Annotated in this window: 10 protein-coding genes; 5 read left to right on the top strand and 5 right to left on the bottom strand. The window is 66.8% G+C overall.

Annotated features, from left to right (window positions below):
- Window positions 1-76: 76 nt before the first annotated feature.
- From prxU to G394_RS0105250, 5 genes are all read left to right on the top strand, one after another.
- On the top strand, window positions 77-796 hold the full coding sequence (prxU, locus tag G394_RS21590; RefSeq protein WP_084435362.1) for a thioredoxin-dependent peroxiredoxin: 720 nt from the start codon (window positions 77-79) through the stop codon (window positions 794-796).
- A gap of 516 nt (window positions 797-1,312) precedes the next feature.
- Entirely contained in the window at window positions 1,313-2,290 is a 978-nt protein-coding gene (locus tag G394_RS0105265; RefSeq protein WP_028576764.1) for an HlyD family secretion protein, read from the top strand.
- Window positions 2,291-2,292: 2 nt separating this feature from the next.
- The gene (locus G394_RS0105260) at window positions 2,293-4,008 is read left to right on the top strand and encodes an ATP-binding cassette domain-containing protein (RefSeq protein WP_084435360.1); all 1,716 of its coding nucleotides are present in this window, start codon (window positions 2,293-2,295) and stop codon (window positions 4,006-4,008) included.
- Window positions 4,005-5,132: an ABC transporter permease gene (locus tag G394_RS0105255; protein WP_028576762.1), complete on the top strand. Its 1,128-nt coding sequence runs from the start codon at window positions 4,005-4,007 to the stop codon at window positions 5,130-5,132. The genes G394_RS0105260 and G394_RS0105255 overlap by 4 nt, the downstream gene beginning before the upstream one ends.
- Window positions 5,133-5,134: 2 nt before the next feature.
- On the top strand, window positions 5,135-6,247 hold the full coding sequence (locus G394_RS0105250) for an ABC transporter permease (RefSeq protein ID WP_028576761.1): 1,113 nt from the start codon (window positions 5,135-5,137) through the stop codon (window positions 6,245-6,247).
- Between the two features lie 12 nt (window positions 6,248-6,259).
- Here G394_RS0105250 and G394_RS0105245 read toward each other — a convergent pair whose 3' ends face one another.
- Genes G394_RS0105245 through G394_RS0105225 form a run of 5 tightly spaced genes read right to left on the bottom strand, consistent with a single transcriptional unit; the run spans window position 6,260 to window position 11,324 of the window.
- On the bottom strand, window positions 6,260-7,012 hold the full coding sequence (locus tag G394_RS0105245; RefSeq protein ID WP_028576760.1) for a DUF2238 domain-containing protein: 753 nt from the start codon (window positions 7,010-7,012) through the stop codon (window positions 6,260-6,262).
- A gap of 20 nt (window positions 7,013-7,032) precedes the next feature.
- The gene (locus G394_RS20055; protein WP_051306964.1) at window positions 7,033-9,057 is read right to left on the bottom strand and encodes an ATP-binding protein; all 2,025 of its coding nucleotides are present in this window, start codon (window positions 9,055-9,057) and stop codon (window positions 7,033-7,035) included.
- Window positions 9,047-9,625, bottom strand: a complete 579-nt coding sequence (locus tag G394_RS0105235; protein ID WP_028576759.1) for a DUF1638 domain-containing protein — start codon at window positions 9,623-9,625, stop codon at window positions 9,047-9,049. Before G394_RS0105235 ends, G394_RS20055 begins: the two co-directional genes overlap by 11 nt.
- On the bottom strand, window positions 9,622-10,641 hold the full coding sequence (locus G394_RS0105230; RefSeq protein ID WP_028576758.1) for a uroporphyrinogen decarboxylase family protein: 1,020 nt from the start codon (window positions 10,639-10,641) through the stop codon (window positions 9,622-9,624). The genes G394_RS0105235 and G394_RS0105230 overlap by 4 nt, the downstream gene beginning before the upstream one ends.
- A complete protein-coding gene (locus tag G394_RS0105225; RefSeq protein WP_051306963.1) occupies window positions 10,638-11,324 on the bottom strand; it encodes a cobalamin B12-binding domain-containing protein in 687 nt (228 codons plus the stop codon). Before G394_RS0105225 ends, G394_RS0105230 begins: the two co-directional genes overlap by 4 nt.
- Window positions 11,325-11,573: the final 249 nt, after the last annotated feature.

Here is an 11,573-nt window from a genome sequence, read left to right as displayed (position 1 = left end):
GGATAGTAAATACGCATGGCTCTCGTTAAAAACTATCGTTATTATCAATAGACTCAACCCCCCGGAGGTCCGGCTCATGGCAGAAGAAGTGGCAGTAGGCTGCACCCGACCGACTTCAGAAGTGGAACACGAACCAGAGGCAACACACCAACCCGCGGCACCACCAACCCAAGGAGCGCGCCCCATGATCCAGGTAGGCAAGAAGGCCCCCGATTTCTCCGCCCCGGCGTATTTCAACGGGGGATTCGTCAACATCAGGCTGTCCGACTACCTCGGAAAATGGGTGGTCCTGTGTTTCTACCCCGGTGACTTCACCTTTGTCTGAGCGACCGAAATCTCGGCGGTCGCCGAGAAGCACGCGGAATTCGCCAAGCTGGGCGTGCAGGTCCTGTCCATGAGCACGGACAGCATGTTCGTGCACAAGATGTGGGTTGACGACGAGCTTTCGAAAATGATCACGGCGAAGACCGTGCCCTTCCCCATGCTGTCCGACGGCGGCGGCAATGTCGGCAGGATGTACGGTATCTACGACGAGGCCGGCGGCGTTGACGTGCGCGGCCGATTCCTCATCGACCCGGACGGCAACGTCCAGGCCTTCGAGGTCCTGACGCCGCCCGTGGGCCGCAACGTGAACGAGACCCTGCGCCAGATCCAGGCCTTCCAGCTGGTGCGCGAAAGCAAGGGCACCCAGGCCACGCCTTCGGGCTGGCGCCCCGGCAAGCAGACCCTCAAGCCCGGCCCCGGCCTGGTCGGCAAGGTCTGGGAAGTCTGGACCGTGGACAAGGCCTTCGACTAGCCCCGACATCTCCCTTCATCACGAAGCGCCCGCTACTCCGGGCGTTTCGTGTTCCCAGCCCTCTTCATTCCCTAACGATCGACGACCAGACCAAGCGGTCCTGCCGGTCCCTGGTCACGGCCGACGACTGTCCGACTGAGCCAGGGTATCGTTTGTTTCCCCGTCGCGTCCCGCCCGAAGAGCAGATTTCACTCCGGCAGGCGCGACGGGGAAACATTACGAGGCCGGCGAAGAAGTTTCGACGGCCCTGACCAGGGCCCGGCAGGACCGCGACCGCACCGCCACACCCCTTTTGCCTACATACCACGCCCACAACTACTCATCAAACAATGGATTACCACAAACAATCAGCGTATTGATTTTCCTCATGAGCATCGTTCTCTTCCACGGGACTCCACCCAAACGGACGGACATCTCCAAGACCGATCGGCTGGAAGCGGCGTTGCAGCCCTCCACCGGCCGCTGCCTCGTGACCGGTCTCTCCGTCCCGCCGCAACCTCAACCGGACACGCATCCATGAAACGCATCATCGCGCCGATCCTCCTCCTGATCGCCCTGGCGGGAGGCTGGTACGCCTGGAAAACCCACTCCGCAGAATCCCGCAAGGATTCGCCCGCATTCCACGGCAACATCGACATACGCGAAGTGCGCCTGGGCTTTCGCGTCAGCGGGCGGGTACGGGAGATTCTGAAGGAGGAGGGGGACGCCGTGACCCCGGGAGAAATCCTGGCCCGTCTTGATGACGAGCCCTTCCGCAACGCCCTGGATCAGGCCGAGGCCCAGGTCGGGCAGTTCTCGGCCCGCCTGGAGGAACTGCGCAACGGCAACCGCCCCGAGGAGATCGAGCAGGCGCGCAAGATCCTGGCCGCCTCCGAGGCCGCACTGGAGAACTCCCGCCTCGTCTTCGAGCGCCAGCAGCGGCTCGTGGGCCAGGGAGCCGTGGCCCGCCAGGATTTCGACACCGCCAGCACCGCCTACCGTGCCTCGCTGGCCCGCCGCGATGAGGCCAGGGCGCGCCTCGACCTGCTGGAGGCCGGCACCAGGGCGGAACAGCTCGCCCAGGCCGAGGCCGTCCTGGGGACGGCCCGCGCCGCCCTGGCCCAGGCCCGCACCACCCTGGCCGACACCGTCCTGTCCGCGCCCGAGGCCGGCGTCGTGCTGACCCGGTCCGTGGAGCCCGGCAGCATGGTCCAGGCCGGGGCCACGGCCCTGACCGTCAGCCTGCTCAACCCGGTCCGCGTCCGGGCCTACGCGCCGGAGCCGCTGCTGGGCCTCGTCCGGCCCGGCCGCGAGGTGCTGGTTTACACCGATTCCCGCCCCGAACCCTACCACGGCCAGGTCGGCGACGTCTCGCCGCGGGCCGAGTTCACGCCCAAATCCGTGGAGACCGAGGAACTCCGCACATCCCTGGTCTACCGCTTCCGCGTCGTGGTCCGCGACGACGACGGCCTGCTGCGTCAGGGCATGCCGGTCACGGTGCGCCTGAAGGACTGACCATGGCCGCCGTCGAACTCCACGACCTGGGCAAGTCCTTCCCCGGGATGGACCAGCCCGCCCTTTCCGCCATTTCCGGGACGATCTCCGCCGGGAAGGTCACGGGCATCGTCGGCCCGGACGGCGCCGGCAAGACCACCCTCCTGCGCCTCATGGCCGGCCTCATGCGCCCGGACTCCGGAGGTCTGACGGTCCTCGGCCGCGACCCGGCGACGCAGGCCGGCGCACTGCGCCTCAGCGTCGGGTACATGCCACAGAAATTCGGCCTCTACGAAGACCTGACGGTCATCGAAAACCTCACCCTGCACGCCGATCTGCGCGACGTATCCGGCGAGGAGCGCGAACGCGCCTTCGCCCGCCTGCTGGCCTTCACGGGCCTGCACCCGTTCACCGCGCGGCTGGCCGGCAAGCTCTCGGGCGGCATGAAGCAGAAGCTCGGCCTGGCCTGCGCCCTGCTCGGCAGACCGTCGCTGCTCCTGCTTGACGAGCCCGGCGTGGGCGTGGACCCCATCTCCCGCCGCGAACTGTGGAGCATGGTGCGCGAGCTGGCCGGCCAGGGCATCGCCGTGGTCTGGAGCACGTCCTACCTCGACGAGGCCGAGGCCTGCGACGAAGTGCTCCTGTTCAGCCAGGGGCGCCTGCTTTTCGCCGGCAAGCCGCAAGACCTGACGGCGCCCATGCGCGGGCGGTGCCTGCATCTGGGAGGCGTCGAGGGGCGCAGGCGGCAGGCCCTGGCCCGTCTGCTGCAACGTCCGGAAGTGACCGACGGGGTCATCCAGGGCGCTAACCTGCGCATCGTGCTGCGCGAAGGCGCGGACCGGCCCGACCCCCAAGGCCTCGGCATCCTCGGTCAAACGGAGTGGAAAGCGGTGCCGCCGCGCTTCGAAGACGCCTTCGTCGATCTCCTGGGAGGCGGGCCGGGCGGGGAATCGGCCCTGGCCCGGGCCATGCCCGCGCGGGAGAGAAGCAAGGAAGAGCTGATCAGGGCCGCGGACCTGACCAAGCGTTTCGGGGACTTCACGGCCACGGACCGCGTCACCTTCTCGGTCCGCCAGGGCGAGATCTTCGGGCTGCTTGGGCCCAACGGGGCGGGAAAATCCACGACTTTCAAGATGATGTGCGGGCTGCTCGCCCCAACTTCCGGCCGGGCCGAGGTCATGGGCATCGACCTGGCCCACAGCCCCGCCAAGGCCAGGCAGCGGCTCGGGTACATGGCCCAGAAATTTTCCCTCTACGGTCAGCTCACGGTCCGGCAGAACCTCGATTTCTTCTCCGGGGTCTACGGGCTGGCCGGCGGACGCCGACGCACGGCCGTCGACGGGATGGTCGAATCCTTCCACCTCCAGCCGTTTCTCGACGCCCGGACCGACGACCTGTCCCTTGGCTTCAAGCAGCGCATCGCCCTGGCCTGCGCGGCCATGCACGAGCCGGACATCCTCTTCCTCGACGAGCCGACCTCCGGGGTCGACCCCGTGACCCGGCGCGAATTCTGGAATCATATCAATGGAATGGTCGAGAAAGGGGTGACGATCATGGTCACGACGCATTTCATGGACGAAGCCGAATACTGCGACCGCATCGGCCTCATTTTCCAGGGCCGGCTCATCGCCCTGGCCCCCCCCGACGACCTCAAGGCCGGCGTGGCCGGACCGGCGCTGCCCGATCCGACCATGGAGGACGCCTTCGTCGAACTGATCACCCGCATGGAGCGCGCATGAGCGGCTTTTCCCGGACCAGGCTGTGGGCGCTGTGCCGGAAGGAGGCGCGCCAGATCCTGCGCGACCCCAGCAGCGCCATCATCGCCTTTGTCCAGCCCATGCTGCTGCTGTTCATCTTCGGCTACGGCATCAACCTGGACATGGACCACCTGCGGCTGGGCCTGTGCGACGAGGACGGCGGGCCTGCGGCTGCGGAGTTCACGGCCCAGCTGACGGGGTCGCCGTACTTCGAGATAACGGGCGCAAGCCGCCCCCGGCTGGACCTGCTACTCGAAAACGGGGACATCCGGGGCTATGTCGTCCTTGCCCGCGACTTCTCGCGGCTCCTGGACAGCCCCGGCGAGACGGCGCCCGTGCAGGTCGTCACCGACGGGGCGGAACCCAACACGGCCAATTTCGTCGGGGCCTTCGTCAGCAACGCATGGCAGCAATGGCAGCAGACCCGGGCGAGGGACCGGGGGGAAACGGCGGCGCAGGGTGTGGAGGTGCAGACCCGCTACTGGTTCAACCCGGCCGCCGTCAGCCGCCACTACCTCATTCCGGGGTCCATCACCATCATCATGACCGTCATCGGGGCGATGCTGACCTCCCTGGTCGTGGCCAGGGAGTGGGAACGGGGCACCATGGAGGCCCTCCTGGCCTCCCCCGTGACCCGGACGGAGCTGCTCCTGTCCAAGCTGCTCCCCTATTACACCCTCGGGATCGTTTCCATGGTCGTGGTCGTGCTCTGCGCCGTCTTCGTCATGGGGGTCCCTTTCCGAGGATCCATCGCCGCGCTGTTCCTCGTGACCACCGTCTTTCTCCTGAGCATGCTCGGCATCGGCCTCTTCATCTCCTCGACCATGCGCAGCCAGTTCGACAGCGCCCAGACCACCCTCAACGTGGCGTTCCTCCCCGCCACCATGCTCTCGGGCGCGTTCTTCGTCATTTCGAGCATGCCCGCGCCCGTGCGGATGCTGACGTACATCCTCCCGCCCCGCTACTTCGTCAGCTCCCTGCAGACCATCTTCCTGGCCGGCGACGTCTGGCCGATCCTGCTGCCGGACATCGCCTTCCTGACCGGGACGAGCATCCTGTTTCTCGCCCTGACGGCCCTGAAAACAGCCCGCAGGCTGGATCAATGAACATGAACGCACTGCACCGCATCGCCGCGCTGATCCGCAAGGAACTGCACTCCATCCTGGCTGACCGGCAGAGCCGCGTCCTGGTCGTCATGCCCGTCATCCTGCAGGTCATCCTCTTCCCCCTGGCGGCCACTCTGGAAGTGAAGAACAACACCCTGGCCGTCCTCAACGAGGACGGCGGCCACGCCTCCGTCGAACTGGAGCAGCGTTTCGCCCGGGCCGCCGCCTTCACGAAAATCCTGCATCTGACCGGGGCGGAGCAGATCGCCTCGACCCTCGACGAGCAAAAGGCCATCGCCGTGGCACGGTTCCCCCAGGATTTCTCCCGGAAGCTGAACCAGGGCGTCCCGGCCCCCCTTCAGCTGCTCCTGGACGGCAGAAGGTCCAACAGCAGCCAGATCGCGGCCGGGTACATCCAGGAGATCACCACGGGCTTCGTCGCCGAACGCCTGCTCGCCGCCGGTGCCCAGCCCGCCTCGACCCTGGTCGTGATCAACCGCTACAACCCCAACCTGGACTACCGCTGGTTCGTCCTGCCCTGTCTGGTGCCCATCATCCTGACCATCAGCGCCCTCATCCTCACGGCCCTGTCCGTGGCCAGGGAGCGGGAGCACGGCACGTTCGAGCAACTGCTGGTCTCCCCCCTGACCCCGGAGATGATCATGCTGGGCAAGGCCGCGACCGTGCTTGTCGTCGGCCTCTTCCAGGCCTCGATCATCATCCTGGCCGCGGTATTCCTGTACGGGGTGCCGCTGTCCGGGTCCCTGGCCCTGATCTACGCCAGCTCGATCCTCTACTTTCTGGCGCTGGTGGGCGTCGGGCTGTGCATCAGCGCGGTTTGCGCCACCCAGCAGCAGGCCTTCATCGGCTCCTTTTCCTTCATGATGCCGGCCATTCTCCTCTCGGGCTACGCATCCCCAGTGGAAAACATGCCCCGGTGGCTGCAGACCGTGAACTGGATCAATCCCATCCAGCACTTCATCGTCATCGTGAAGGGCATCTTCCTCAAGGACGTCTCCCTCGCCTTCGTGCTCGAAAACTGCCTCCCCCTGGCCGTCATCGCCATGGTGACCCTGACCACGGCCGTGATCATCTTTCGCCGCAAATTCGGCTGACGGCTCCGGGCGTCACGAAGCCCGCCCCGACTCCTTCCCTTCCAGAAGCCGCGCGATCTCGTCCTCGCCCATGGGCTCGGGGTGCTTGATGTCCAGGCTCCGGGACCACTCGCGGGCGAAATCCTTCTGCAGCCACATGTTGAGGCCCATGGTCAGGCCCATGGCGATGAGGGCGCCGAGACTGGCCAGGAGCATGTCCTTGTGCGCGTCCCAGACGTCGCCCTGGGTGCCCAGGTAGGCCGCGCCCAACTCGCCGCCGAAGACCTCGGCCGCGGCCCACTCGACGAGTTCGTAGAGCATGGACGTGGACATGGTGAAATCCAGCGGCAGGAAATACCCCCAGAACCCTTCGGCGTTGGCCATGCGGAAGTAGATCTCGCGGATGGGGTAGGCCAGGAGCAGGCCGTAGGAAAAATGGACGACGCGGTCGAAGTTGTTGCGCTCCCAGCCGACGATCTCGTTGAAGGTCGTGCCGAAGGCGGCCTGGAACCAGGCGTCGTAGGGCACCTCGGCGTAGGTGTAGTGCGCCCCGATCTCGTGGATGCCCAGGAAGATGAAGATGAGGGTGTAGGAGATGCGGGAAAAGGGGAACTTTCCTGCGGACAAGAACATGAAGACGAAGAAAACGAGGACCAGCACATTTTCCAGGATCCAGTCCTTGCGGTCGAAAGGATCGACGGCCAGGACGGCGAACTCGACGCAGAAGAGAGCCGTCAGAAAGAGGAAGTAGGACTGATGGGAAATGCCGCGGATCCATTTCATCATGTTTTCTCCTGCTCGGATGCTTACGCGGGCGTAACCTCGGCGATGATGCGGGCCAGGGCGTCCATGTCCACGGGCTTGGACAGGTAGGCGGTCATGCCCTCGGCCAGAAAGCGTTCCCTGTCGCCGGCCATGGCGTGGCCGGTCAGGGCGACGACGGGAAGATCGGCGGGGATGTCGGGGTGGACGCGGGCGCGGATGCGGCGGGTCGTTTCCAGGCCGTCCATGTCCGGCATCTGAATGTCCATGAGCACGCAGTCGAAGGTCTCCCGTTGCAGGATGTCCAGGGCCGCACGGCCGTTGTCGGCCACCGTCGGCACGTGCCCGAGCTTGCCGAGCATTCTGGTCAGGGCCAGCTGGTTGATGCGGTCGTCCTCCACCACCAGGATGCGCCGCCCAGTGACCAATGGCGCCGCGGGCTCTCCCGCGGTTTTGGAACAGACGCGCTCGCCGATGCCGAGAGGCACGGCCACCTCGATGGTCGTTCCCCGGCCGGGCTCGCTCTGCATGGCGATCCGCCCGCCCAGCATGTCCACAAGGCGCCTGACGATGGCCAGGCCCAGGCCCACGCCGCCGTGGGAGCGCACCGACGAGCCGTCGACCTGGGTGAAGGGCTGGAAAATATCGTTCTGTCGTTCGCGCGGGATGCCCACGCCCGTGTCCGCCACGGAAAAAACGACCGCCATGCCGGCGTCCCTGTCCTCCCGCCGCGCCGTGATGCGGATGCTTCCCGTGGACGTGAACTTCACCGCGTTGCCGACCAGATTGAACAGGATCTGCCGCAGCCTCCCCTCGTCCCCGACGACCTGGGAAGGGATGGCGTCGTCGATCTCGAAGGAGAGGTCCAGCCCCTTGGCCTTGGCGGAAATGGCGAAGAGGTCCCGCACGGAGTCCCGCAGGTCGGCGAAATGAAACTCCGCCGTTTCCAGCGGCAGCTTGCCCGCCTCGATGCGCGACAGGTCGAGGATGTCGTTCAGGAGCTGAGTCAGGCGGCGGGAGGAACGGATGGCCGTGAAGACCGAGTCCTTCTGGTCCTCGTCCAGATGGGTGCGGCTCAGCAGCTGCAACATGCCGAGGATGCCGTTCAGGGGGGTGCGGATCTCGTGGCTCATGTTGGCCAGGAACTCGGTCTTGGCGCGATTGGAGGCCTCGGCCTCCTGCCGGGCCCTGGCCAGGTCCGAAACGTCCGTGAGCACGCTGACGTACCCGGCGACCTCGCCGCGGCTGGTCTTGAGAGGCGCCCTGGTGGCCAGCATGCGCCGCATGCAGCCATCGTCGAGGAGGCATTCGAGCGCCGCCTGCTCCGCCGGAGCCGACTCGATCACGAAGGACGACCCGAAAAGGATTTCCGGCTCGCCGACCAGCTCCTGCTCGGACCGGCCGACAAGGGAGCAGTAGGCGGGATTGCAGCGCAGAATGCGGCCGTACATGTCCTGAACGGAAACCGGGTTGGGCAGCCCCGAGAGAAGCGACGAGAGAAAGGCATGCTGCTCCTCCAGCCGGTCCCGGGCGGAGCGAAGTTCCTCGGTGCGCTGCGCCACGGCCAGTTCCAGATCGCGGTACTGGTCGGCCTGGCGCATGATCAGGGCCAGCAGGGACGACAGGCGGTTGAGGCTGCGCACGATGATCTCGATGCCCTTCGTATCCATGAGGCCGAGCAGCACGAGGGCCCCCACCATGTTCTCGCCGACGCGCAGCGGCACGACGACGGACTCGCCAAGGCCCAGGGCCTGCAGCAGCGCGCCGGCCGGAGTCTGATCCTGCGGGCTTGCGATCATGGCCTGGGTTGACGCGTGGCTCAGGTGGATGAGCCGGTCTATCTCGGGCCTGTGCACCAGTTCCGCGTGCCGGACCGGACGGACGGCCAGGATGCCGTGCGGTGCGTGATGACCCTGGCAGGCGGCCACGGCCACGGCGCGGACCCCGAGCAGTTCCCGGATCTGGTCGGCCACGTGTTCGGCGCAACGCACCGGGTCGTTGGCATGTTCCAGGGTGCCCACGGCCAGATCGGTGAAAAGCTGGTAATATGCAGGTGAATCAGCCTTCACGCAGCTCCTCCAGGGCGTCGGCGATGCTCGCCTCCAGGCGGGAGAGCCCCGTCTCCCGCACCGACATGGGCAGCCCGAGTTCGCGGGTGATCTCGTTCAGGGTGAAGCGGGGCACGGGAACGACGCCCGTGTCCAGATACATGAAGCGGTCGTGAACCTCGCTCAGCATTTCCTCCACGCCGCGCCCTCCCGCAAAGCCCAGCTCCTGTTCGAAGACGTCTCGCCAGCGCCGGGTCCATTCCGGCAGGAAAAAGAACACTCGGGCCTTGCGTAGCCGCCTGTAGTCCTCGCGGCCGAGCATGATCTCGCAGCAGTTGATGCCGCGCGTCTTGGCAAAACCGGGCCGGCGGCTGAGTTCGACGATGCGCGGCGTGCAGTCGCCGTAGATGAAGAGCACCCGTGCCGGCCGACGGACCTCCAGCAGTTCGTCGATCCTGTCCTGAAGCTTCTCGGGCCGCATGTGTAGCATGGAGTCGAGAAACACCGGGCGCAGGCCGGGAAAGTTCGGGCTCAGGGCCAGCAGTTCTTCCCTGAAGATGCCGCAGGTCACGGCCAGGACGTCCGTCACGTCACGGCCCCCGCGTCCAGGACGGCCCGGCGCACGGCCAGCAGGGTGTCCGGGTTCGTGTCGAAGGGCACGTCCGCGTGGCCCGAAGCCAGGATGAAGGCCCGGTCGCCGGCCCGATCGGCCAGAATGTCCGAGGCCAGGACCCGCGCCTCCTCCGGGGCCGCGCGCACCAGGGCCGGACCGCTCAGGTTGCCCAGGATGAGCCGCCCGGGGCCCAGGATCTCACGGGCGCGGGACAGGCTGTCGCGGGGGTCCATGACGAAGCCCGGCACGTTGGGCAGCTCGGCGTAATGGCGGAGATGGTCCTCGATGCGGTTGCCCCCGTGGTGGAAGACGACCGGCCCGCGGGACAGGCCGAAGCAGCGGGCCAGGGTGGGCAGAATGGTTTTTTCGAGCAGGCCCGGTGTGACCAGCCGCAGGTTGGCGAACATGACGGGGCAGGCCAGAAAGGTCGCCCCGGCATCGAACAGGGCTGCGGTCAGCCGCAGAAAATGGTCTTCGGACAGGTGCATGAACGCGGCGGCACGTTCGGGGTCGAACAGCAGGATTTCGAGCCAGGTCTCGATGCCCAGCAGCATGGCCGGCAGGTCCACGGGGGCCGTGACCACGGCGCAGACGGGCCTGTCCGCCCCGAATTCCCCGGCCAGCAGCCGCGTGGCCTCCACGAGGTAGCCCACGCCCGGGTCGAGCAGCAGGCCCTCGCCCAGGGGCTCGGCCAGATCCGGGTCGCGGAACGGCGGTTTGCGCACGTTGGGCGCGAAACGGTCCAGCCAGACCTCCTCGCCGCCGTAGGCCAGGGCCTCGAAAGGCAGGACGAAGGGCGTGAAGAGAATGTCCGGGTCCAGCAGGTCCACCACCTCACGCTGGCCTTCGAGGTATCGCCGCGGCACGGTGAAATACTCCCGCACCGGGCAGCCCGTGAGGCGCGCGCCGTAGAGGCTCAGGGTCAGGGTGAAGGCCCTGCGGTCCGCCGGTTCGCCGCGCAGGGCGCAGAGGACGCGTTCCAGGCTGGTCATGTCCCCTCCCCTTCGGGCCCGCCGGCCCAAAGCCGATCGAAGAGCGCCGGGGCCTGGATGGCGCTGGCCGCGGTGCCGTCGCCGCCGACCTCCCGCACGAGCTCGGGCCGCAGCTTGAAGACGGCCCCGCCCACGGCCAGGCGGATGCGTCCCGACAGGCCCCGGGCATCGAGTTCCGCCCGTACGGCCCGGATGTTCTCGGCCGTGGTCAGCATCATGGCCGAAACGCCGATGACCCGCGCCCCGTGTTCGAGGGCCGCGTCGACAAAGGCCGCAGGCGACACGTCGTTGCCCAGGTCGACGACCTTCCATCCGGCGGCGCGCAGAAAGACGGCCACCATCTTGCGGCCCAAGGAGTGATAGTCGTCCTCGACATTGCCGAGGACCACGGGCCCCTTGACGTCGAGCCGCAGATCTCCGTGGGACGAGACCGCGGCCAGCAGGACGTCCTCGGCGATCTTGCCGGCCACGTAGCCCTGGGCCAGGGAAATGCGCTCCCGGCTCCAGTCTTCGCCAACGCGCTGCAGCACCGGCTCCAGCAGGTCGTTGACGGCCGCCTGGAATCCCCGCTCATGGGCGAACCCGAGCAGCATCGCCACGGCCCCCTCGCGCTCGGCGTCGAGCATGAGAGAGAACAGGGTCTCCTTGAGCTTCTCGATATCGGTCGTATTTCCAACTGTCATGTCCCCTCCCGAGGCCGGTGGCATGTCGTATGGATTGATCATATTTTCGGCGAGTTGGCAACGCCGAACGCGTCTTTGCACACACGGCGAAGCGATCTCCCACCACGATCGGCGCGGGCCGAACCACCTGTTGACTTCACGGCCCATGGTGGCAAAGTCGGGGTTTACTTTTCCGTCCCGCACACCTATTGGACCCGGCTTCCGCAGGCATCTGGCCGCGCGGGAGCCCACATCCCGGCGCGGCGAGAT

This window comes from Desulfomicrobium escambiense DSM 10707 (genome assembly GCF_000428825.1).
Taxonomy (GTDB): domain Bacteria; phylum Desulfobacterota; class Desulfovibrionia; order Desulfovibrionales; family Desulfomicrobiaceae; genus Desulfomicrobium; species Desulfomicrobium escambiense.
Note: the sequence above shows the minus strand (reverse complement) of the source record. Positions and strands in the feature narration are given on the sequence as shown.

Bases quoted from the DNA above. Each gene is read 5' to 3' on its own strand.
- G394_RS0105265 (WP_028576764.1), top strand. From the start codon at position 1,313: ATGAAACGCATCATCGCGCCGATCCTCCTCCTGATCGCCCTGGCGGGA.
- G394_RS0105260 (WP_084435360.1), top strand. From the start codon at position 2,293: ATGGCCGCCGTCGAACTCCACGACCTGGGCAAGTCCTTCCCCGGGATG.
- G394_RS0105255 (WP_028576762.1), top strand. From the start codon at position 4,005: ATGAGCGGCTTTTCCCGGACCAGGCTGTGGGCGCTGTGCCGGAAGGAG.
- G394_RS0105250 (WP_028576761.1), top strand. From the start codon at position 5,135: ATGAACGCACTGCACCGCATCGCCGCGCTGATCCGCAAGGAACTGCAC.
- G394_RS0105245 (WP_028576760.1), bottom strand. From the start codon at position 7,012: ATGATGAAATGGATCCGCGGCATTTCCCATCAGTCCTACTTCCTCTTT.
- G394_RS0105230 (WP_028576758.1), bottom strand. From the start codon at position 10,641: ATGACCAGCCTGGAACGCGTCCTCTGCGCCCTGCGCGGCGAACCGGCG.
- G394_RS0105225 (WP_051306963.1), bottom strand. From the start codon at position 11,324: ATGACAGTTGGAAATACGACCGATATCGAGAAGCTCAAGGAGACCCTG.